22 protein-coding genes and 1 tRNA gene are annotated in these 23,439 nt (G+C 35.1%); 8 read left to right on the forward strand and 15 right to left on the reverse strand.

Annotated features, from left to right (window positions below; all coding sequences use genetic code 11):
• Nucleotides 1-52 precede the first annotated feature (52 nt).
• The 3 genes from serS to rplU form a co-directional block, all read right to left on the reverse strand.
• Nucleotides 53-1,327, reverse strand: a complete 1,275-nt coding sequence (gene serS / locus JCM15579_RS05320) for a serine--tRNA ligase (RefSeq protein ID WP_054716799.1) — start codon at nt 1,325-1,327, stop codon at nt 53-55.
• A 116-nt stretch (nt 1,328-1,443) separates the two neighbouring features.
• Nucleotides 1,444-1,704 (reverse strand): 50S ribosomal protein L27, encoded by a 261-nt coding sequence (gene rpmA / locus JCM15579_RS05325; protein WP_054716802.1) that lies wholly within the window; start codon nt 1,702-1,704, stop codon nt 1,444-1,446.
• A gap of 19 nt (nt 1,705-1,723) precedes the next feature.
• A complete protein-coding gene (rplU, locus tag JCM15579_RS05330; RefSeq protein WP_054716805.1) occupies nt 1,724-2,035 on the reverse strand; it encodes a 50S ribosomal protein L21 in 312 nt (103 codons plus the stop codon).
• A 474-nt stretch (nt 2,036-2,509) separates the two neighbouring features.
• Here rplU and JCM15579_RS05335 point away from each other — a divergent pair, with 474 nt between their 5' ends.
• Complete coding sequence (locus JCM15579_RS05335) at nt 2,510-3,112, forward strand: bifunctional nuclease family protein (protein WP_054716809.1); 603 nt, start codon at nt 2,510-2,512, stop codon at nt 3,110-3,112.
• A gap of 53 nt (nt 3,113-3,165) precedes the next feature.
• On the opposite strand, the gene JCM15579_RS05340 is transcribed toward JCM15579_RS05335, so the two are convergent.
• Complete coding sequence (locus JCM15579_RS05340; protein WP_054716812.1) at nt 3,166-3,501, reverse strand: helix-turn-helix domain-containing protein; 336 nt, start codon at nt 3,499-3,501, stop codon at nt 3,166-3,168.
• 382 nt (nt 3,502-3,883) lie between these two features.
• Nucleotides 3,884-5,140, reverse strand: coding sequence for a nucleoside permease (locus JCM15579_RS05345; protein ID WP_054716815.1), 1,257 nt, complete (start codon nt 5,138-5,140; stop codon nt 3,884-3,886).
• A gap of 251 nt (nt 5,141-5,391) precedes the next feature.
• On the opposite strand from JCM15579_RS05345, the gene JCM15579_RS05350 reads away from it, so the two are divergent.
• The 4 genes from JCM15579_RS05350 to JCM15579_RS05365 all read left to right on the forward strand — a co-directional run bounded on the left by JCM15579_RS05350 (nt 5,392) and on the right by JCM15579_RS05365 (nt 8,587).
• On the forward strand, nt 5,392-6,357 hold the full coding sequence (locus JCM15579_RS05350) for a nucleoside recognition domain-containing protein (protein ID WP_054716818.1): 966 nt from the start codon (nt 5,392-5,394) through the stop codon (nt 6,355-6,357).
• 73 nt (nt 6,358-6,430) lie between these two features.
• Complete coding sequence (locus JCM15579_RS05355) at nt 6,431-7,225, forward strand: thymidylate synthase (protein WP_054716820.1); 795 nt, start codon at nt 6,431-6,433, stop codon at nt 7,223-7,225.
• Between the two features lie 23 nt (nt 7,226-7,248).
• Nucleotides 7,249-7,734 (forward strand): dihydrofolate reductase, encoded by a 486-nt coding sequence (locus tag JCM15579_RS05360; protein ID WP_054716823.1) that lies wholly within the window; start codon nt 7,249-7,251, stop codon nt 7,732-7,734.
• 1 nt (nt 7,735) lies between these two features.
• Nucleotides 7,736-8,587, forward strand: coding sequence for a hypothetical protein (locus tag JCM15579_RS05365; protein ID WP_157471349.1), 852 nt, complete (start codon nt 7,736-7,738; stop codon nt 8,585-8,587).
• Between the two features lie 104 nt (nt 8,588-8,691).
• On the opposite strand, the gene clpX is transcribed toward JCM15579_RS05365, so the two are convergent.
• The 8 genes from clpX to JCM15579_RS05405 form a co-directional block, all read right to left on the reverse strand.
• Complete coding sequence (gene clpX, locus JCM15579_RS05370) at nt 8,692-9,906, reverse strand: ATP-dependent Clp protease ATP-binding subunit ClpX (protein ID WP_054716828.1); 1,215 nt, start codon at nt 9,904-9,906, stop codon at nt 8,692-8,694.
• An 87-nt stretch (nt 9,907-9,993) separates the two neighbouring features.
• Complete coding sequence (clpP, locus tag JCM15579_RS05375; RefSeq protein ID WP_054716831.1) at nt 9,994-10,668, reverse strand: ATP-dependent Clp endopeptidase proteolytic subunit ClpP; 675 nt, start codon at nt 10,666-10,668, stop codon at nt 9,994-9,996.
• 145 nt (nt 10,669-10,813) lie between these two features.
• A complete protein-coding gene (gene tig / locus JCM15579_RS05380) occupies nt 10,814-12,163 on the reverse strand; it encodes a trigger factor (RefSeq protein ID WP_054716835.1) in 1,350 nt (449 codons plus the stop codon).
• Between the two features lie 104 nt (nt 12,164-12,267).
• Nucleotides 12,268-12,349, reverse strand: a tRNA-Leu gene (locus tag JCM15579_RS05385).
• Between the two features lie 139 nt (nt 12,350-12,488).
• Nucleotides 12,489-13,223 (reverse strand): LPS export ABC transporter ATP-binding protein, encoded by a 735-nt coding sequence (gene lptB, locus JCM15579_RS05390; RefSeq protein ID WP_054716838.1) that lies wholly within the window; start codon nt 13,221-13,223, stop codon nt 12,489-12,491.
• Nucleotides 13,224-13,277: 54 nt separating this feature from the next.
• On the reverse strand, nt 13,278-15,791 hold the full coding sequence (locus tag JCM15579_RS05395) for a DUF5686 and carboxypeptidase-like regulatory domain-containing protein (protein ID WP_054716840.1): 2,514 nt from the start codon (nt 15,789-15,791) through the stop codon (nt 13,278-13,280).
• A 75-nt stretch (nt 15,792-15,866) separates the two neighbouring features.
• The gene (gene tatC, locus JCM15579_RS05400) at nt 15,867-16,697 is read right to left on the reverse strand and encodes a twin-arginine translocase subunit TatC (protein ID WP_218186063.1); all 831 of its coding nucleotides are present in this window, start codon (nt 16,695-16,697) and stop codon (nt 15,867-15,869) included.
• 27 nt (nt 16,698-16,724) lie between these two features.
• The gene (locus JCM15579_RS05405; RefSeq protein WP_054716843.1) at nt 16,725-17,693 is read right to left on the reverse strand and encodes a KpsF/GutQ family sugar-phosphate isomerase; all 969 of its coding nucleotides are present in this window, start codon (nt 17,691-17,693) and stop codon (nt 16,725-16,727) included.
• A gap of 260 nt (nt 17,694-17,953) precedes the next feature.
• Between JCM15579_RS05405 and recQ the strand changes: the two genes are divergently transcribed.
• A complete protein-coding gene (recQ, locus tag JCM15579_RS05410) occupies nt 17,954-19,741 on the forward strand; it encodes a DNA helicase RecQ (RefSeq protein WP_245625833.1) in 1,788 nt (595 codons plus the stop codon).
• Nucleotides 19,642-20,130, forward strand: coding sequence for an HRDC domain-containing protein (locus tag JCM15579_RS21355; RefSeq protein ID WP_245625834.1), 489 nt, complete (start codon nt 19,642-19,644; stop codon nt 20,128-20,130). Before recQ ends, JCM15579_RS21355 begins: the two co-directional genes overlap by 100 nt.
• 47 nt (nt 20,131-20,177) lie before the next feature.
• Here JCM15579_RS21355 and JCM15579_RS05415 read toward each other — a convergent pair whose 3' ends face one another.
• Entirely contained in the window at nt 20,178-21,356 is a 1,179-nt protein-coding gene (locus JCM15579_RS05415) for a hypothetical protein (RefSeq protein ID WP_054716845.1), read from the reverse strand.
• Nucleotide 21,357: 1 nt separating this feature from the next.
• Nucleotides 21,358-22,377 carry a lysylphosphatidylglycerol synthase transmembrane domain-containing protein gene (locus JCM15579_RS05420; protein ID WP_054716848.1) on the reverse strand — a complete coding sequence of 340 codons (1,020 nt, stop codon included), beginning with the start codon at nt 22,375-22,377 and terminating at the stop codon, nt 21,358-21,360.
• A gap of 219 nt (nt 22,378-22,596) precedes the next feature.
• On the opposite strand from JCM15579_RS05420, the gene rsmA reads away from it, so the two are divergent.
• On the forward strand, nt 22,597-23,388 hold the full coding sequence (gene rsmA / locus JCM15579_RS05425) for a 16S rRNA (adenine(1518)-N(6)/adenine(1519)-N(6))-dimethyltransferase RsmA (protein WP_054716851.1): 792 nt from the start codon (nt 22,597-22,599) through the stop codon (nt 23,386-23,388).
• Nucleotides 23,389-23,439 lie beyond the last annotated feature (51 nt).

The raw sequence follows: 23,439 nt of genomic DNA on the forward strand, positions 1-23,439 counted from the left end.
AAAAAAAGCCCGACTTTTAGGTTCGGGCTTAAGCAAATATTTTGATAATCGATTAGTCGATCATGTCAAATCCTGTGTAAGGAATCAATGCTTTAGGAATTTTAATTCCTTCTGGTGTTTGGTGATTTTCCAGCAATGCAGCTACAATTCTAGGCAAAGCCAATGCGCTACCATTTAATGTGTGAGCCAATTGTGGTTTTTTCATGTCTTTATCCTTAAATCTTAATTTCAAGCGATTTGCCTGGTAAGATTCAAAATTAGAAACCGAGCTAACCTCCAACCATTTTTCCTGAGCTGCAGAGTATACTTCAAAGTCAAAAGTTAAAGCAGATGTAAAGCTGGTATCACCACCACACAAACGCAATAAACGATATGGCAATTCTAATTTTTGAATAATGCTTTCAACATGATTTACCATGCCTTCTAATGCTTCGTATGATTTTTCAGGGTGTTGCAACTGTACAATTTCAACTTTATCGAATTGGTGCAAGCGGTTCAAACCACGAACATCTTTTCCGTACGAACCAGCTTCTCTTCTAAAACAAGCCGAGTATGCAGTATTTTTAACCGGAAAATCTTCTCCTTTTAAAATTACATCACGATAAATATTTGTAACAGGAACTTCAGCTGTTGGAATCAAGTACAAATTATCTTCTGTAACATGGTACATTTGTCCTTCCTTATCTGGTAACTGACCTGTTCCATATCCAGAATCTTCGTTTACAACCAATGGAGGGATTACTTCTTCGTAACCTGCTTTGCGGTTTTCATCCAGGAAGAAATTGATTAAAGCTCTTTGAAGAATTGCTCCTTTTCCACGATAAAGTGGGAAACCAGCACCAGTAATCTTCACACCCAAATCGAAATCGATCAAGTTGTATTTTTTTGCCAATTCCCAGTGAGGAATTGCATCAGGAGCTAAAGATGGAGCTTCGCCAACACACTTTTCAATTACATTATCCTCTTCGCCTTTACCTGCAGGAACCGATGAATGAGGAATGTTTGGAATCTGCAATAGCAGATTGTTTAATTCTTCAACAATGGAAGTTTGCTTCGAGTTTAATTCAGCAATGGAGTTTTTTAACTCACCAGTTTTAGCTTTTGCTGCATTAGCTTCTTCAGCCTTTCCACTTTTAAAAAGCATACCAATCTCTTTCGACAAGCTGTTCATTTCTGCCTGAGTTGCATCCTGTTCTGATTGAGTAGCTTTTCTTTTTTCATCAAGATCAATAATTTTTCCGATAATTTCAGTAGCATCGAAATTTTTGATCTTTAAAGCCTTAATGGCTTCCTCTTGATTTTCCTGTAAATATTTTAGGCTTAGCATCTATTATCTTTTGTTGATGATTATTCCTGATTTTTATGAAAGTGTAAAAATAAAAAAATCTCCTGTCTTTATACCTTGATAAAGCAGGAGATTTAAATATTTTAATACTGAATTAACTATTCAGCAAGAGGTTCAATAGAAACGTAAGATTTGTTGTCTCTTTTCTTTCTGAAAACAACTGTTCCATCAACAAGTGCAAATAGAGTGTGATCTTTACCACAACCTACGTTTTCACCTGCGTTATGCTTAGTTCCTCTTTGGCGTACAAGAATATTTCCAGCTTGTGCAAATTGTCCGCCGTAAATTTTAACTCCTAATCGTTTACTTTCCGATTCTCTACCGTTCTTCGAGCTACCAACTCCTTTTTTATGTGCCATTTTGTAATATTTTTAAGGATTAAGCTACAATTTCTTCAATTTGAATTTGTGAAAGGTACTGACGGTGACCGTTCAGTTTTTTGTATCCTTTTCTTCTTTTCTTTTTGAATACTTTTACCTTATCACCTTTCATGTGTGATAAAACTTTTGCAGTTACTTTAGCACCTTCAATAGCAGGAGCTCCAACTACAACTTCACCTTCGTTATCAACTAAAAGAACTTTAGCGAACTCAACTTGTCCACCCTCTTCAGCTTCTAATCTGTGAACGAAAATCTTCTGGTCTTTTTCAACTTTAAATTGTTGACCCGCGATTTCTACAATTGCGTACATTTTAATACAATTTTACGGTTTGTTCCAGGGGGTGGGTAACCTATAAATCAAGTTATTCCTCTTGGTGAACCCCCGAAGAAATTTATTTTTCGGATTGCAAAAATAGAAAAGAATAATTGATAAACAAAGTTTTAAGGATAGAAAAACAGCTTTTTGCCAACTTTTTTCTTTGTTAATGCCCTCATTTACAAATTGGGCTGAGAAATCCTTGCAAATGTACAAAGTTTCCTGATTCAGGTTTGGATTATGTAGCCTAATAATTGTATCTTCATGTAATACATTTAAGGAAGCTACCGAATGTTTGAGATTAAGTAGTTTTTTTAAATGTTAGGAATAATCGATTTTTGTATCGATTTTAATTTGAGGAATTGAGGAGTGAAAATATATAAAGAAGTCTTGTTTTCTATTATTGTTAAGAAGCTTCGAAACAATTATTATATTTGCTTCAAGAAAGATGGAAATTTGTAAAAACCTATGGGTAAAATAAAACTAAACGTTCTTGGATTGTCATATAGTCAAACACAAACTGGAGCATATGCATTGGTCTTATCTGAAGAGGATGGCGATAGACGCATTCCCATTATTATTGGTGGAGTTGAAGCACAGTCGATAGCTATTCAGCTTGAGGAATTAGATCCACCAAGACCATTGACTCATGACTTGTTTAAAAGTTTTGCAGAAGCATTTGCTGTAAATGTTACCGAGGTCAATATATATCGATTGGAGGAAGGAATATTCTATTCGGAGTTAATTTGTGAAAAGGGAAGCAATCGCATTCGTATTGATTCCAGAACTTCAGATGCTGTAGCCATTGCCCTTCGATTCAAGTGTCCAATTTATACAACCAATGAGATTATTGAGAAAGCAGGAATTGTTTTATCAATTGAGGGAGAACCTCAAGAACCAACCATTACAGCACCGACTACCGATTTTGGCTCCAGTGAAACGAGTTCAAAAAGTGAGTTTAGTGATTACTCGATAGCACAATTGCAAAGTATGCTCGATGATGCCATTCGGGATGAAGACTACGAAAAAGCATCTTTAATAAGAGATGAGCTAGATAAAAGAGGAGAATAATTAAATGCGGAAATAAATTACCAAGCTATCCTTATGGATAGCTTTTTTTGAATTTACTTCTTTATTAATGCGATCACATCTCGTAAAATCTCACGCTCTTTTTTCAGATCTTCGATTTCTTTTTTGAGTTGTTCCTTTTCTTTATCTACCGGATTATTGATGTTAATTGCATCGGCCAATTGTCTAAAAATATTCACACCTGTGGCTTCGCAAATGGTCCAAAGTCGACCAACCTGAACACCACGTCTTTTTAAAAGGTAATGAACCGAGGAGTTTCCGATACCAAGTTCAGCTGCTAAATCTACTGTAGTCATGCGTGTTTCTGCCATGGCGTCATGTATGAGTTTATGAAGATCTACAGGTAGTTTTATGGGTTTTGAAGGTTTCATGAGCTGTATGTTGTTCGTATAATAACTGTAATTTAGTGTATTTCGGTTATATTATCAATAAAATATCTAGATAATAATATCTAACAAATAGTAACATGAATAATATGCCTATGAAATAGTCTCATGTATATATCAGCGTGAGAACTATACTTATAATATAGCTTGCTACATTTATCAGCATGAAAACTAAACTTATAATATAGTTTACTACATACAGTTACATGAAAATAATACCTATAATATAGTTTAGTGCATATAGGAGTATGAAAATAACGACTATACTATAGATATCATGTCGATTAAAAAGAAAATAAACAAAACACCCCCTAATCTTCAGTAAAAAGAAAATTAGAGGGTGATGCAGGCCGTAAGCCTTTATTTTTTAGTGTGCAATATTTCCTACTTGCTTTGGATCGTGTTTGTGTTTAAACAGAATTGCAAAGAATATTGCAATTACAAATGAGTAAATCGCAAATGTATTCCAGATGTCCATCCAAATAAAGTTTCCATCATTACCAGTAAAGAATGTTCCGATAATAATGCCACTAATCCAAGATCCCATGATTGCACCAAAACCATTGGTCATCATCATGAACAATCCTTGAGCACTTGCTCGAATACTAGAATCGCATTGTGTTTCTACGAACAGCGAACCCGAAATATTGAAGAAATCGAACGCCATACCATAAATGATGCACGATAGAATAATCATCCATAATCCTCCTGCAGGATCTCCATAAGCGAATAATCCGAAACGAAGTACCCAAGCAATCATACTGATTAGCATTACCTTCTTAATACCAAATTTCTTTAGGAAGAATGGAATAGCCAGAATGAATAAGGTCTCAGAAATCTGAGAAATGGACATGATGATGGTTGAATATTTAACTACAAATGAATCGGCATATTCTTCAACGTGTTTAAAGCTATCTAAAAATACATCGCCATACATGTTTGTTAACTGTAAAGCTGCACCTAAAAACATTGAGAAGATGAAGAACAATGCCATTTTGTAATTCTTGAACAATTTAAAGGCATTTAAACCTAATGTTTCAGTAAGAGGAGCGCCTTTTTGTCCTTTGTTTTGAGGCTTACATTGAGGCATAGTAAAAGAGTAGGCCGCCAATAGGAATGATACAAATCCAGCAATGTAAAATTGGTTTGCCGAAGCTTTTGATCCCGTAAGGTTGGTTACCCACATGGCTACAATAAAACCAATGGTTCCCCACACACGAATTGGAGGAAATACTTTAATTACATCGTAGTTGTTATTTTTTAAAACGGTGTAAGAAATGGTATTCATTAGTGCAATGGTAGGCATGTAGCAAATCATGGCCACTAAAATTACGCTGATAAATGATGTGGAAGTTTCAATTTGAGGCAGGTAAAGCAATGCTGCACCTCCCAGTAGATGAAGAATTCCATATAACCTTTCGGCATTCATCCAACGATCGGCTATAATACCGGTAAGTGTTGGCATGAATAAAGAGGCAATACCCATTGTTGAAAAAACGGCACCAAATTCGGTAGGCGACCATTGTTTTGTTCCAAACCAATAATTTGCAATGGTTATCAACCATGCTCCCCAGATAAAAAACTGTAGGAAGTTTAATAGCGTCAATCGACCTTTAATTCCCATAATTCGTTGTTTAAATAAATAAGATTAGTAAATGTTTTTCTAAATGGTTTGGTTGTTCTAGTAGTTCAAAATCAATAGATGTAATTGGCTATCAATTTTGAAAGATCCAAATCTAACAAAAAAAGAAGAAAGGTAAAAGCCTTGTTAAAAAGCAGTAAAACAAAACTTCGTAACTGTTGTAATAAATGATAAATGCAGCCAATGTTGCTTTGAAAAAAATGGTATTTTTGCTCCCTAAACAACTATAGGTGATGCAGGTAAATAAAAGTTATCAAACAAGGCAATCGGGAAAAGATAAAATAAAAGAGGCAGTAAGAATTGCATTGCCAAAGGCTTATTCTACCACAAAATGGTTGCTTAGTATCATGATTCCGGTTTCTTTTGGTGTCATGATTCTAAACTACACGGGAGTTTTAGCTCTAATCTCTTTCTATTTGGCTCCGGCTTTCGAATTAATTGGCTTGCCAGGCGAATCGGCATTTGTTTTATTGACAAGCATTTTCACCAATATATATACTGCAATAGCAGTAATTACAAGTCTTGAGATGCAGGGTAGAGTAGTCACCATTTTGGCGGTAATGTGCTTGGTTGCTCATGGTTTTGTAATCGAAACTGCTGTTTTGAAAAAAACGGGATCATCGATGCTTAGGATGATATTGCTTCGGGTATTGGGAAGTTTTGCAATTGGAGCAGTGCTAAACTGGCTTTTACCAAGTGAATCGGTGCAGCAAATTAGTTCCATTGCAACATCAAAGGAATCATTTTCTATCATGTTTCTGGATTGGGCTCAGTCATCATTACTACTAAGCATTAAAGTGATTGTATTAATTACTTTATTAATGATTTTTCAAAAAATATTGGAACTGTTTGGCATCATCAAGTGGATTTCGAAATTCTTAAAACCATTGCAAGTTGTTATGGGATTGCCCGAGTCTACTTCCTTTTCATGGATAGTAGCAAATACATTAGGCTTGGCTTATGGAGCTGCCATTATCATGGAGCAGGTTGAGGAAGGAAAAATGAGTAAGGAGGATGCTGATTTGTTGAATCATCATATTGCAGTGTCGCACTCACAATTAGAAGATCCATTACTCTTTGCAGCCATTGGAGTTCCGTTGGTATGGATGATTATTCCAAGGTTAATTTTAGGAATTGTAGTAGTTTGGATTTGCCGACTAGAGCGTTATCTAAAATTAGTATTTGGTAAAAAATGTTAATCTATCGGATTGGTGTTAGATACTCTTTACGAATTAATGTATCTTTAAAAACTAAAATTTCGATTGATACATTATGCAACAATATCTTCAATTATTAGAAAGAGTTCTTGAAGAAGGGAACAAAAAGGAAGACAGAACAGGTACTGGAACCGTTAGTGTTTTTGGGCATCAAATGCGTTTTGATTTGTCTAAAGGATTTCCTGTTCTTACTACAAAAAAACTTCATTTAAAGTCTATTATTCATGAATTGCTATGGTTCTTGAATGGCGATACAAATGTGAAATATCTTCAGGACAATGGTGTGCGTATTTGGAATGAATGGGCAGATGAAAATGGAGATTTGGGGCATGTATATGGTTACCAGTGGAGATCATGGCCAAAGGAAAATGGTGAATCATTAGATCAGATCAAACAAGTGGTTCACGATATTAAAAACAATCCCGATTCTCGCCGTTTAATTGTAAGTGCATGGAATGCGGGGGATATTGAAAATATGGCTTTGCCACCATGTCATGCATTGTTCCAGTTCTATGTTGCAAACGGTAAATTGTCGTGTCAGCTATATCAGCGCAGTGCCGATATTTTTCTGGGCGTACCTTTTAATATTGCATCCTATGCTTTGCTTACCATGATGATGGCTCAGGTTTGTGATCTTGAACCGGGAGAGTTTGTTCACACTTTGGGTGATGCGCATATTTATATGAATCATTTAGATCAGGTAAAGCTTCAACTAAGCAGAGAACCAAAAGATTTGCCTCAGATGAAAATTAATCCTGATGTGAAGAGTATTTTCGACTTTAAGTACGAAGATTTTACATTAGAGAATTATGAAGCACATCCTCATATAAAAGGGGCAATATCTATTTAATTACGAATTTATAATAGTAGAAAATGAATTTAGCGATCATAGTTGCAGCATCAAGAAATAATGTGATTGGTAAGGATAACCAATTAATTTGGCGCCTTTCGGCAGATTTGAAAAGATTTAAAGCTTTAACAACTGGCCATACCATTATAATGGGACGCAAAACTTTCGATTCAATAGGTAAACCACTTCCTAATCGTACTTCGGTAATCATTACTCGTCAGGAAGACTACAAGCAGGAGGGATGTATTGTAGTTCATTCTTTGGAAGAAGCTTTGGATGCAGTTAAGGATCAGGAAAAAGTATTTATTATTGGTGGGGGAACAATTTATGAACAGGCAATGGAAAAAGCTAATGAATTGTACCTAACACTGGTTCATAAAGAATTTGAAGGCGATACATTCTTTCCGGAAATTAAATCAACTGAATGGGAATCGATAGCCAGAGAGGATTGTATGCCTGATGAGAAAAATGAATATTCCTATTCATTTATCGATTACAAAAGAAAATAGTATGAATTTTAGATATTTAAAATTAGGACTTATTGTCTTGTTGTTCGCAGGAACTACGAATTCTTGTTCTACAGGTTCTGATCCGGAAGATATTATTGATGATGTTTTTACGGATCCTGCTAAGTATTGTTTAAACATTAATAATGGAATTAATGACATTGTAATGAATGTAAATGCCATTGTAATGAACAATTTGGATACCAATAAGGATGTAATAGATGATGAAGTGCCAGATGGTGTTAAACCAAGCATCTACAGAACCGGGGAAGTAATTGATTCAGTAGTTATAGATTATGGTAGTGAAAAAACTATTTCATCTATTGGGGGAAAATTTAAAGGCAAAGTAATCGTTGATCCTGTAGATGAAAAATTATTAAAATTTGAGATAAGATTCCCAGATCTTGAGGTAAATAATTTTGATGTTTCTGGAGCATTCAATTTCGATGTTGTGGGAGATGTGGCAGGTAGAGATTTTTCAGTATCATCCAGTACCATAAAATTTTCATATACTGATTCTGAAAGCAATGTAGTTACATTGCCAGTTACTTCTTTTGAGGCAGATTATAAGTACATCAGGAGTGAAGAAAATGACGTGGATTATGTAGATGATATTTATAATATTACCAGTGATATTGATATTACATATTCTACTGGAGCTTCGATGTCATTGACCAGCCAGTCTGATTTGTTGTATGCTTATGCCTGCAAAAATTTTATTGGAGGTACTGCACTTTTTAGATTGCAGGATATTGGAGAAGGAATTGTGAATTACGGAGGTGGCGATACCATTGATAATTGCGATGGTGATGCAAGTGTAACAGCCCAAGGTGCTACAATTACAATAAGTTTATAGAGAAATTATTATAGTGTAAAAAAAATACCGGAGATTAACTCCGGTATTTTTTTTATAGGATTCCGATACAATCAGAAGATTTTAAATTCAAAATCTGGTATCGGTTATGCGACTTTTAAACGCTTTAGGTTTACTTTTTCAAGTTTTTCGCTAGCGTATTTACTATCAATCGAGATTTTCTTTTCTTCTCCAGAAGGTAACTCAAACATTGCATCCATCATAATTGCTTCACAAATTGAGCGCAAACCACGAGCTCCCAGTTTGAATTCTACAGCTTTGTCAACAATGTATTCTAATGCACTTTCATCGAAAGATAATTCAATATCATCAATCTTAAACAACTTAGTATACTGCTTAACGATCGAGTTTTTAGGCTCTGTTAAAATGTTGCGAAGTGCTTCTCTGTTCAAAGGTTCCAAGTAAGTTAAAACAGGCAAGCGACCAATGATTTCAGGAATTAGTCCAAATGATTTCAGATCCTGAGGAGCAATGTACTGTAGGAAGTTTTCTTGATCAATTTGTTCTTTTTCCTTGCTAGCATTAAAACCAACAACCTGTGTATTCATTCTTTGAGCAATCTTTCTTTGGATGCCATCAAAAGCACCACCACACACAAAAAGAATATTTTTCGTGTTCACAGGAATCATTTTCTGATCCGGATGTTTACGACCTCCCTGTGGTGGAACATTAACAATCGATCCTTCCAGCAATTTTAACAATCCTTGCTGAACTCCTTCTCCCGAAACATCACGGGTGATAGAAGGGTTATCGCTCTTACGTGCAATTTTATCGATCTCGTCAATGAATACAATTCCTTTTTCAGCAGCTTCTACATCGTAGTCAGAAGCTTGCAATAATCTCGTTAAAATTGATTCAATATCTTCACCAACATAACCAGCTTCAGTCAATACAGTTGCATCCACAATGGTAAAAGGAACATGCAACATTTTAGCAATGGTTCTTGCCAAAAGAGTTTTACCTGTACCAGTTTCACCCACAAGAATGATATTCGATTTTTCAATCTCGATATCTTCATCGTCTCTTTCCTGAAGTAATCTTTTGTAATGATTGTAAACCGCAACGGAAAGGTACTTTTTAGCTTCTTCCTGACCAATTACATACTGGTCAAGGAAAGCCTTAATTTCCATTGGTTTCAATAATTTAATCTCTTTCAGGTTAAGATCCGAACGATTTTTTAATTCTTCCTGTACAATTGAATATGCTTGGTCGATACAGCTATCGCAGATATGACCACTAATTCCTGCAATCAGAAGGTTAGTATCTTTCTTTTCTCTCCCGCAAAACGAGCATTTATCCATGATATTGATTTATAGTACTAAAAATGCAAAGTTAATGATTTTACGATTAACTCTGCATTAGGTTTGTTTTGATTTTGAGATGATTGATTATTTCTCGCGCGTTAGCACTTCATCAATCATACCATATTCTTTTGCTTCCAAGGCTGTCATCCAGTAATCACGATCAGAATCTTTTTCTACCTTTTCGTAAGTGTTCCCTGAATGATCAGCAATAATGGTATACAATTCTTTCTTCAATTTTAAGATTTCGCGAGCGGTAATCTCAATATCCGAAGCTTGTCCTTGTGCGCCACCCATTGGTTGGTGAATCATGATTCTTGAGTGCTTTAATGCAGAACGTTTTCCCTTTGTTCCGGCAGTTAGCAATACAGCTCCCATTGATGCAGCCATACCAGTACAAATTGTTGCAACATCACATTTGATGTATTGCATGGTATCGTAAATACCTAAACCTGCATGAACCGAACCACCTGGTGAGTTAAAATAAATCTGAATATCCTTAGAAGGATCAGTAGATTCAAGGAACAATAGCTGAGCCATGATAATGTTAGCAACATAGTCATCAATTGGAACACCAAGGAAGATAATTCTATCCATCATCAGACGAGAGAAAACATCCATTGATGCAACATTAAGCTGACGTTCCTCGATAATTGTTGGAGAAATGTAGCTGTTGCTAATTGAAGTGTATTTATCTAATGTTAGGCTGTTGATGCCCATGTGCTGTGTGGCAAATTTTCTGAATTCGTCTTTTGGTACCATATAGATATGATTTTAAATTTTGTAGACCTAAATTAGTCAAATTTTCTCCATTTGAAAAGAATAGCTTAACAAAAACTTAGATTAGGATCAAAAAGAAACCACGCTTCAAAAAAGCGTGGTTCTTTTGTATTGTAAAAAGTTCTTCTTATTCAAACATCTTGTTGAATTCTTCAGTAGAAACTTCTTGTTCTTCAATTTTGATAGCATCTTTTAGGAACTCAACAATTTTGTTGTCGATCATACGTTCGTAGATTCTTCTTTGCTCTTCTTGATTTTGCATCATTTGCTGAGCATAGTTTGTTAAGTATTCTTCAGGTACTTCCATCATTCCGTATTGCTGGAATTGCATTAGAGCTTGTTGTTTAGCAAACTCCATAACTTCTTCCTGCTCAACTTTAAGTTCGTTTTCTTCAGTCAATCTGTTTTTAATCAACTGCCATTTGAACTCATCAACGTAGTTTGCGAAGTCTTTTTCAACCTGCTCTTCGTTCATTTCTTTGTTGGTAGCAATAATCCAACGCTTTAAGAATGCTTCAGGAAGTTCCATTTTAGCTTTCTTAACCAATTTTTCCTTAGCATCAATCAAGAATTTGTAATCGCTATCGTTAACCAATTGCTTTTCGATATCTTCTTTGATTCTGTTTTTGAATTCTTCTTCTGAAGAAACAGTTCCTTCACCAAATACTTTATCGAATAATTCTTGGTTCAACTCAGCATTAACAAATTTAGTAATTTCGGTAATTGTGAATTGGAAGTCAGCATCTAAGTTTTCAGCTTCTTCTTTAGAGATGCTAAGCATAGAAGCTAAATCTGTTTTGTTAGCAAAAGCTTTAGCTGGGTTGAATACCACAACTTCACCTTTTTTAGCTCCAATGAATTTCTTTTTAGCATCTTCATCAGCCATGTATTCTAATGAGATTGCTACATCTTCGCTAGTAATTCCTTCTTCCACAAGTTTACCTTCTGCGTCAACTTGTGCGTAGTTACCTTTCAAAAGTTCTTTTTCTTCAACAACTTCAGTTGGCTCGTTTGATCCGAAACGACGAGCGTGCATTTCAACACCATTCTCGATCATTTTCTCATCAACAGCAATTTTGAAGAAAGTCATCTTATCTCTTTTGCTAAGATTAAGAGTGTATTCTGGAGTTAAAGCAATATCGAAAGCGAATTCGAAATCAGTATCTTTTTCCCAGTTGATTTCTTTTTGCTCAGTTTCGTTAGGAAGTGGTTCGCCTAAAATTTTCAAATCATTTTCGCGAATGTACTTCATTAGCTCGTCGCTAAGAAGTTTGTTCACTTCGTCAGCTAAAACAGGAGTACCATACATTTTTTTGATCACACCCATAGGTACTTTACCTTGGCGGAAACCATTGATATTTGCTTTTTTACGATAGTCTTTTAAAACATCGTTTACACGACTTTCATAGTCTTCTTTAACAATCTGTAATTTGATTACAGCGTTTAAATCATCAATGTTGGTTTTTGTGATGTTCATTTTTTAGCTATTAAAAGATAAAACCTTATTAATTGAAAAAAAACCGCTCAACCATTGATACATTGTATCGTAGTATGGGCGGTTTAAGGTTATTTTTTCTGTAGTGCGGATGAAGGGACTCGAACCCCCACGCCTTACGGCACTAGATCCTAAGTCTAGCGCGGCTACCAATTACGCCACATCCGCGGGTTAATTGCGGTGCAAATATAGAGCTGTTTTTTATAATTTGCAATAGCAATCAGAAAAAAATGAAGTTTTTTTCGAGAAAAAATCTGAGATGAAAATTTATCAGTAAAATATAAAGCTGTAAACCTATTGGAAGCCTTTATTTTACTGGTTTTCGAAGCTCAAAGTTCTTTCCTAGATATACCCTTCTTACATCTTCATCAGCTGCTAATTCTTCAGCAGTTCCAGATTTTAAGATGTTTCCTTCGAACAACAAGTATGCTCTTTCTGTAATGGAAAGGGTTTCTTGTACGTTATGGTCTGTAATTAATATACCAATATTTTTATCCTTTAAATGGCGAACGATATCTTGAATATCTTCTACTGCGATAGGGTCAACTCCAGCAAAAGGTTCATCCAAAAGAATAAATTTCGGTTTGATAGAAAGGGCTCTGGCGATTTCAGTTCTTCTTCTTTCTCCACCTGACAATTGAATACCCAAACTTTTTCTGATTTTCTGAAGACTGAATTCATTCAGCATCTCCTCTAATCGGTGAGCTTGATATTCTTTTGAGAAATCAGACATTTCCAGAACAGACTTAATATTGTCTTCAACACTTAGCTTTCTGAAAACAGAAGCTTCCTGAGCCAAATATCCTACTCCAAGCTGAGCTCTCTTGTAAACAGGTTCATTGGTAATTTCTCGATCATCAAGAAAAATTCTTCCCCCGTTTGGTTGAATCAATCCTACAATCATGTAGAAAGATGTTGTTTTACCTGCTCCGTTTGGTCCTAGTAATCCAACAATTTCACCTTGTTTTACATCAACCGAAACACCTTTTACAACAGTACGGCTCTTGTATCGTTTAATTAAATTCTCAGCTCTTAATATCATCCTTGTCCAATTGTTTTAATGGTTTGGAGTTGTGCAAATATAAAAAAGATATCCTTAGAAAGTGATTTGTAGCATGGCTCGAATTCCAAAATCTTCAAAATCCTGGTATGGGTTAGCATCGAGGTGAGTTAATCTCCACATCGCATCAATTCTGATAAATTTGAAAATATTCTCGATTCCTACACTTGCCTCAAAATATGGTTTGCTAACATCTGATAGTCCTTGAGGAAACTGCATGTATGCTTCTGTATTAGCCAAAGATCCATTGTTTTTATCACTCAATTTACCAATTAGGCCTTTCCCTGAAACCACAGTTCTCCACTTTAGTTTTCTGAATAAGGGAATTCGATTTAAAATCAATCCATTAAAATGATGCTCTACAAACAAACTTGCATACTGATCACTTGCAAATTCATAGTAATTCATCATATTAAAAGCATATGGATCGAAAGCATAGGTCTCGTTTCCTTCGTGCAAATGCAATAGCGGATAAGGAACTTTACCAAAAAGTTTACCCCCTGAAGCTAAAAAATACAAGTTTCCAAGAGGAGGAAGTTCAAATGTGTGTTCTACACTTAGGTCGATTTTCTGATAATTGTAATCAGAGCCAAGAACTCCTTTCATTCCCAGAGTAAGGTACAGATTGACAATTGGAATTGGCCCTCCAAGATGAACTCTCTCAAATTCACCCATTACCACTTTCTCATTTTTTGTCCAACGGGTTCTTAGCTCCAATTCAGATGCAGTAAGATTTTTAACAATTCCTCCTCCATTAAATTCAGAACGTAAAAAAGGAACATACTCGGTAGGTGTCATTTTTCCATATCGGAATTTTAATGTATTTGAAAACCCTTGAAACCATTCTTTTTCGTAGTGGGTAACAAACTGATCGAGCATTGTTAATTTGTTATTCGGATTTCTTTTTAATAAAGAAGCCAGAATGTTTCCTTCGGTAAAAGCATTTGGGCTTTTACCCAGTTGGTGAATATCATGTTTAAATTGCATCCCAAAAGTTTCTCTTGGGAGTTTGTTAATCATGTACAGAAAGCCTAGTCCATATTTGAATTTCTGATCTTTGGTACCATAGGCCAAGTGTCCATTCAGCATTATTTTAGTACTAAAATCATTTGAAGTTCTTCCTCCAAACATGAATCGATTTCCTTCAATTTCGTTGAAACTATACAATTTATAGTATGGACCATATTCGAATTTTCCGTGAACGTAATAACCAGTTATGAATGTTGTAATGATATCAACAATATTCTTATAAAGAGGCACATTTTGTATGGAATCAACCATTGAGTAAATGCCAGATTCTCTTTCTGATAATTTATAAGGGCGAGCATTGTCCCAATATTCACGTGGTTGTGATAATGCATCTTCCTTTACAATAACATTATTGTCTAGCTTTATAATTTCTTCCTTTAAGGGAACATTAACCTCTACATTTTTATAGGATACGGTTTTTCGACCGAAGAAACCCATTTGTTTGGTCGAGTCTCTTTCGGTAAGCATGAAATCTACAAATAGATTTTGCTTTTTAAGAAACCAGGTTGTATCGTTTAATTTTTGAAATTCGTTGTTACTTACCAAATCTTTAACCCAGTTAAGATTTACGCCTTTTGCAATGCGCATTTGCATATTTTGAATGGCAAAAGTTGTATCGGCTACCCAAAAATCTCCCACAAAAGTTGGCTCTTGCTTTCTTTTGGGTTTAAAAGACATGTGGTAGCACCAATTACCATCACGGTATGCGCTATCCGTTAGGTAATACTTGTAGTATCTTAAACCTCCATCAGCAATCGGACTCACAAACCCCATATCGAATAGGTCGATAAAATTGTCGTAAACATTTATGTTTTGGTGAAGTTGACCAGTGAATTGAGCCAAACTGGCATTGTCTTGAATTCCCGACATCTGCGATGCTTTAATTATTTCACGCTCAACTCTTGGTTTGTCCTGATAGTAGTAGTCGGACAAAGATTCTGTAATGAAGATTGGCAAATAAGGTTTACCGGTAATCACGGAGGTGTCCATGTAGTCGAAAACAAACTGGAACTGACGCATGATTTTTTTATCCTTAAAATTATCTTTAATATTATTCAGGTCCATTTCCATCTTTGTGTAGGTTTCCGCTTGGAAAGACTCGAAGCGAGATGGATTGTTCTTCTTTTTGTTTTTTATGATTTTGCGCAAAAGCACATGAGCAGGATTCTCGCCAGGAACAACTACAATTTCTTGAAGATCGAATGTTTCGGCTTCCATTTCAACATCTAATGTTTGAAATTTGCCTTTCTGGATTGCAAATGTTCTTTCTTTATAACCTACAAATGATATGTGAATAGTGTCTCCCGGAGTTCTGGTTTCCAGAAAATAATTTCCGTCAAAATCAGTAATTGTACCAATTGTTGTTCCTTTGTAAGCAATGTTTACAAAGGGTAAGGCTTGTTTTGTTTCAGAGTCAACAATTTTTCCCCTTACTTTGGTGGACTGTCCTGAAGCCTTTATACTTAATAAGGATAATGTAAGAACACCTAAAATGAAAAATCCTTTTTTTAGTATCTGCATCGTAATAAATAAATAATGCTTGAGTGATTAAGCTCAAGCTTTAATAATGTTTATTATAATAGTCTGGCTATCATCTTAATCTAAACCTAATTCAGCTTGTTGCTTTTTGTGAATTCGTTTAGAGATTTTAATGCCAATTTCATAAAGTAACATTAACGGCAAACAAACCAATACCTGGCTAAAGATATCTGGAGGAGTAATAATTGCTGATAAAATCAGAATTAGGACAACTGAATGCTTTCTGTACTTTTTTAGAAAATCAGGAGTTACCAAACCTATTTTACTTAAAAAGAAAATAAGAACAGGCAGCTCAAAAATAACTCCACTTGCCAAGACAATTGAAGTAACTGATGAGATGTAGGATTTTAGGTTGATCTGGTTCATGACTTGATCACTAACACTATAGGATCCCAAGAAATGAACAGATAGTGGGGTAATTAAATAATAGCCGAAAAGAACACCTAGAGCAAACAAAAAGCTGGTGTAAAATATTGATCCTCTTGCATGTTTCTTTTCGTTAGCATAAAGTGCTGGTTTTATAAAGCACCAAAACTCGTAAAATATATATGGAAAGCTCGCTATAATACCCGCCACCAACGATACGCTGATGTGAGTAGCAAATTGACCTGCCATATTGATATTAATTACTTGAAATGGCTTTGTATTTATTTTTAAAGCTTCAACTCCCGTGTATTCTGCCACTTTAGCAAACATTCTGTTTGTGAAGAAATCAGGATTTTTAGGAGCCAAAATCAAATAATCAAAAATGAAATCGTAAAATATAAAAGCAGCAACGGCAAAAACAAGTACCGCTATTACAGAACGCATTAAGTGCCATCTTAACACTTCAAGATGTTCAAGAAAGCTCATTTGATTTTCGTCTTGCTGTTGTTCTTTTTCTGACATAGTTAATTATTTTGCGAAGCTAAGATATTAAACAATTCCTTCTTTCAAAATATCGTGCAGGTGAACCATGCCAATATATTTTCCTTCATCAACAACAGCCAGACCTGTAATGTTATATTTTTCCATTATTTGGAAGGCATTAATTGCTAAAACATCTGAGCTGGTTGTTTTAGGAGTTGGAGTCATAATATCTTTTGCTGTTAGTTGACTCACATCCTCATTTTTTTCCAACATTCTGCGAAGATCACCATCGGTAATAATTCCCAATAATTCATCTTTTTCGTTTACAACAGCTGTTGATCCCATTCTTTTTGAAGAAATTTCAAGAATAATTGGTCTAATTTTTTCATCGATGGCAACTTTTGGAGGATTTTCTTTAGAAACCAAATCACTAATGCGCAGGTATAATTTTTTTCCTAAAGCACCACCTGGATGATATTTAGCAAAATCACGATCGGTAAATTGACGACATTCTAATAGAGCAACTGCCAGTGCATCGCCCATTACGAGTTGAGCTGTGGTTGAATTCGTAGGAGCCAGGTTATTTGGGCAAGCTTCTTTTTCAACTTTCGCTTTAAGTACATAGTCAGAGTTAAGTGCGAGAAAGGAATCAAGTCCAGATGCCATAGCAACTAAAGTATTTCCCATGTTTTTGATAAGTGGCACTAAAACTTTGATTTCCGGAGTATTTCCACTTTTTGAAATACAGATTACAGTATCGTTTGGACGAATCATTCCTAAATCTCCATGAATTGCATCTGCTGCGTGCATAAAAAGGGCAGGAGTTCCTGTGGAGTTAAGAGTTGCAACAATTTTATTGGCAATGTTGGCACTTTTGCCAATTCCAGTAATTACTACTCTTCCGTTGCTTTCCAGGATTAATTCTACAGTTTTAACAAAATCTCCATCAATGTAATGTTTTAATTGATAAATGGAATTTGCTTCCTCTTCGATGGTTTGGATTGCAATATTTTTAATATCCTCTGATGACTTCACAGCTTCTTGTTTTTTGTTTGTACAAAGCTAAATAAACTCATTTATTTTGATTTATCACATACAGTTAAAATCTGTTAAAAGCGAAAATCGTTTTGAATTGTACAAGTGTTTATCTAAATTTAAAATACAAAAGTATCTAATTTTTGTAATTCGGGGATTGAAGATGGAGTAAAATTCATCTTATAAAAATTTTTGGTCGCTAATAATAATATTAATTTAGCGGGCCGCATAGCAAAATAGTAAGCATATCTAATTAAAGCATGGGAAAAAACTTTGAATTATCATCTAATTTAAAGAAGTATTTTGGGTTTGAGCACTTCAAGGGGAATCAAGAGCCTGTAATTCAAAATATTTTAGACGGTAAAGATACCTTCGTGTTGATGCCAACAGGAGGAGGAAAATCACTTTGTTATCAGTTGCCTTCATTGATGTTGGAAGGTACTGCAATCGTTATATCTCCACTTATTGCACTAATGAAAAATCAGGTTGATGCAATGAGAAATTTTGGAGAGGATGATGGGATTGCACACTTTTTGAACTCGTCCTTGTCAAAATCGGCAACTTTAAAAGTTAAAGAGGATGTAATAGAAGGACGTACCAAACTGTTGTATGTCGCACCGGAATCATTAACAAAGGAGAGTAATATAGAATTCTTAAAACAGGTTAAGATTTCTTTTTATGCAGTGGATGAAGCCCATTGTATTTCGGAATGGGGACATGATTTCCGACCAGAATATAGAAAGATAAGGCCGATAGTAGAGGAAATTGGTAATGCGCCAATTATTGCACTTACAGCAACTGCAACACCTAAAGTTCAGCATGATATTCAGAAAAATCTTGGAATGTTGGATGCTACGGTATTTAAATCTTCATTTAATAGACCAAATCTATACTACGAGGTGTTGCCTAAGGTAAATGCAACAAAAGAGATTATCAAGTTTATTAAAGGAAATACTGGTAAATCAGGAATTATTTACTGCCTAAGTAGAAAGAAAGTTGAAGAATTGGCCGAAACTCTTCAGGTAAACGGAATTAAAGCTGTGCCTTACCATGCAGGTATGGATTCCTCAACTCGATCCGGAAATCAGGATAAGTTTCTAATGGAAGATGTAGATGTTGTAGTTGCCACTATAGCGTTTGGAATGGGAATTGATAAACCTGATGTACGTTTTGTAATTCACTATGATATTCCGAAAAGTTTGGAAGGTTATTATCAGGAAACTGGTAGAGCAGGCCGTGACGGAGGAGAGGGACGTTGCTTGACTTTCTATAGTTACAAGGATATACAGAAGCTTGAAAAGTTTATGCAGGGTAAGCCTGTGGCAGAGCAGGAAATTGGTAAGCAGCTTTTAATGGAGACGGTTTCCTATGCAGAATCTGCTGTTTGCAGACGTACAGTATTGTTGCATTACTTTGGGGAGAAACATGTGGATGAAAATTGTGGTAATTGCGACAATTGCTTGCATCCTAAAAAAGAGTTCCAAGGCGAAGAATATGTGGTTAAAGCTTTAAATCTTGTAAAAGAAGTAAAAGAAAGATTTAAAGTGGACCATTTGGTTAACATCTTAATTGGTTCTCAAAATTCTGCAATAAAATCATATAAGCACGATGAGCTTGAGTTGTATGGAGATGGTGATGAGAAAGATCAGCACTTTTGGAATATGGTGTATCGTCGTGCACTAATCAATTCGTTTATTGAAAAAGATATTGAGCAATATGGTGTAATTAAAATTCGCCCAGAAGGAGATGCCTTTTTGGAGAAACCATATCCGTTCATGTTAACTGATGATCATGATTTTGAAGGAGTAGATGCTGAAGCTCCAAAAAGTGGAGGAACCGCTGCGATGGATGAAGCTTTGTTGTCTATGTTAAAAGATCTTCGTAAAAAAGTTGCCAAGCAAAAAGATGTACCTCCTTATGTGGTTTTTCAGGATCCATCCTTGGAAGAATGGCAATTCATTATCCTACGACTATTGAAGAATTATCACATATTCAAGGGGTTGGGGCAGGTAAGGCCAGGCGTTTCGGAAAGGATTTTATTGCTCTGATTTCAAAACATGTAGAGGAGAATGATATTGAGAGACCTCAAGATATGGTGGTACGAACCGTAGCTGACAAGTCTAAGTTTAAAGTGTATATTATTCAAAGTATCGATAGAAAATTAGATTTAGAGGATATTGCTGAAGCAAAAGGAATGGAATATGAAGAATTGCTTAAAGAAATGGAAGCAATTGTATATTCTGGAACCAAATTAAATCTTGACTATTATGTGGATGAAGTTATTGATGAAGATAAGCAAGAAGAAATTCTGGATTATTTTTATGAAGCTGAAACTGACAGTATTGAGGATGCTCTTGATGAATTAGGAGAAGAAGATTATACCGAGGAAGATATTCGCTTGATGCGAATTTTATTTCATTCGGAAAATGGATTATAGAGTTATATTTATATAAAAGAAAAGGCTGCAATTTGCAGCCTTTTCTTTTATTGTATAATTACTGATCGTTTAAATTCTTTTTTCTCATCGAAAAGTTTACGATAAGTGTGATGAGTTTTGTGCACTTCAGCACCAATGTGTTTCATTAAATGACTCATTCTAGGATTAAAATCACCAATCCAATTCATCTCTAAAGTTCGAAACGGGAATTTTTTATCCAATCCTGATTTAGAAAATTCGTAAATCATGGCTGCTTCTATTCCTCTTTTTTGAAACTCAGGTACAACTCCGAAAATTAAGCCAATGGCATTTTTGTTTTTTTGAAAGTATTTGTAATAAAGAAATCTCAACTTTCCATAAAGTGTAATTCTACCATTAATGTGTTGCAGGTATTCATTCAAATCCTGAATCATGATAAAAAATCCAATAGGTTGATCTTTGTAGTAAGCAAACCACATGAGTTTTTCATGAATGATTGGTTTCAAATCATCAAAAAGAGTCTGGGTTTGGTTTTCAGAGATGCCTTCAATTCCTGGAATTTCTTTCACCCATGCTTCGTTGTATATGTGAACGAAATCCTTAATAAAACGCTGGGTTTTGGATTTAGAAAAATGCTCAACTCTGTAGTCAGGATTTTTGCTTAGTCTATCAGCTTTCCATTTAATGATATCGCTTAAGCTATCCGGCGAGAAAACTGTTTTGTAGGTGAACTGTTTAAAGTAAACCTGAAATCCATAATCTTCAAAAAACTTTTTGTAGTAGGATTTGTGGTATGGCATATTGTAAACAGGTCTATGCTCTCCTTCCACCTGCAAGCCCCACCATTGATGTCTTTCTCCAAAATTTATTGGACCATCCATGGCTTCTATATTTCTCTCTTGTAGCCACTTCTTGCAATGATCAAACAGGCTAAACGCAGCATCTTTATTTTCAATGCATTCGAAAAATCCCATTCCACCTGTTGGCTGATCGTTTAAATCTTTCGATTTGTAATCAACAAATGCAGCAACTCTTCCGATGGTTTCATTGGATTCGTTGGTCATGATCCAGCGACAGCACTCTCCATGTTGAAACATTTTATTTTCCTTGGGATCGAATATGTTGTTGATTTCAAAATCGAGCGGTCTTACCCAATTCTTTTCGTTTTGATACAATCGAACCGGTAATTCTATAAACTCTTTTTTTGTAATGTCGTCGTTTACTTCAATAAGCTTATAAGTTCCCATTTTAGGCTTTTGCTTTATTGTTGATTAATTCTTTTCGGTTGGCAAAAGGTAGAGCAATTACGGATAATGCTCCAACAATAATTATCATGGCCGTTTGTGCTCCGTGAACCACCAAAGCAAAACTTCTGGACATGCTTTCGATGTTATTAACTCCCGGAAGGTAAACTAGAAGCGTACCAATTACCATAAAATGCCATGCACCAACCCCTCCTTGTACAGGAGCTACCATGCCAAAAGCACTCATCACAAAAACAGTTAAACCTGCAAGTGCTGGTAAATTGGAAGTGAAACCAAAACTAAAGAAACAGATATAGGTCATTAAATAATACATCACCCAAATGAAAACTGTATGTAGAATGAATGGCCATTTGTTTTCGATCTTTTTGATGGTACGAAATCCATCCATGAAGCTCTTTAGGGTTTGATCTATTTTTTTGAAAAGTCCAGTATGCTTAAATTGTTTTCTCAACAACCAAATTATAAGAGTAATTGTAGTTAATGCGTATAGCGTGTAAGCAGAGGCAAATACATTCGATAGCTTTTCACTTACTTCTGGGTTGTTGGCGAAAAAGTTGGCAATTACAGAAAATTGAGTGGATAGGGCAATTAAAAGGAATACGATAAGCATGATAATATCAAGAACTCGTTCCAGTACAACTGTTCCTACCAATTGAGAAAAAGAAATTTTTTCATATCTGCTAATAATACCACATCGTGAAATTTCCCCCATTCTAGGTAAGGCCAGATTGGCAAAGTAACCAACCATTACCGCAAGGAATGTATTTACAGTTCTGGGCTTTTTACCTAAAGACTCAATTAATAGGTTCCATCTAATGGTTCTGCTAATATGACTTAATAAACCAAAAAACAGAGAAAGAAGAATCCAGTAATAATTTACATCGTTTTTTAAGGTATGTAATAATTCCGATGGATTTTGATCTCTGTAAGTGATCCAAAATAAAGATGCACCTATTGAAAAGAAGATTAAAAATTTAAGAGTATTTGCGAGCTTTTTCTTCAATTTTGATATTTTTAATGTTAGAATTTTTTTCAGAAAAAACTAACAATGATTAATTTTTCGGCACGAATACCGACTTATTCGGTATTAAGTCCTAATTTTGCCGATCATTAAATGTAGCTACAAAAATAAGTAAATGTTTGAAATCTCCTTTGAAAAGCTGCCGTTTTTAACTTCCGTTAATCATAGCTGCTTGTTTAAAAGAGAATAAAAAGGATAGGTATGGGATACGTTAGGGCGAAGAAAAATCTAGGACAACACTTTTTAAAAGACCTCAATATTGCAAAAAAAATTGTGGCAGGTTTAAAGGCTGATAATGTTTCTAAGGTTTTGGAAATTGGTCCTGGAATGGGTGTTTTGACACAATATTTATTACAAAACGATGCGTTCGAAACACACGTAGTAGAGATTGATACCGAATCAGTAGCCTATTTAAAAGAAAACTATCCAGATCTATCTGATCGTATTATTGGGGAGGATTTTTTAAAGTATGATTTATCAAAGATTTTTAATGAATCATTTGCAGTAATCGGAAACTTCCCATACAATATATCATCGCAAATATTTTTCAAAATTCTTGAGCATCGTGATCAAATTCCCGAAGTTGTTGGAATGATTCAAAAAGAGGTTGCCGAACGTATGAGTGCTGTTCCGGGAAATAAAACTTATGGAATATTGAGTGTTTTAATGCAGGCATTCTACGATATTGAGTATTTGTTTACTGTAAGCGAAAAGGTGTTTGATCCACCTCCAAAGGTGAAATCTGCTGTTATTAGAATGGTAAGAAATACAACTTCTAATTTGGAATGCGATGAAAAATTATTCTTTCGAGTCGTGAAGACGGGGTTTAATCAACGCCGTAAAACTTTACGAAACTCTTTGAAATCCATATTGGGAGAATACAAGTTGGAGGACGACTTAATGGCTAAAAGACCAGAACAGTTGAGCATTGAGCAATTTGTATACTTGACTAATAAAATCCAGGAGTTACTGAATATGCAGTTAAGAGAATAAAAATTACACCTAAAATTTATTGTTATGCAATTTGAATTGACTCGCGAATAT

Source organism: Marinifilum fragile JCM 15579 (assembly GCF_001310955.1).
Classification (GTDB): Bacteria; Bacteroidota; Bacteroidia; order Bacteroidales; family Marinifilaceae; genus Marinifilum; species Marinifilum fragile.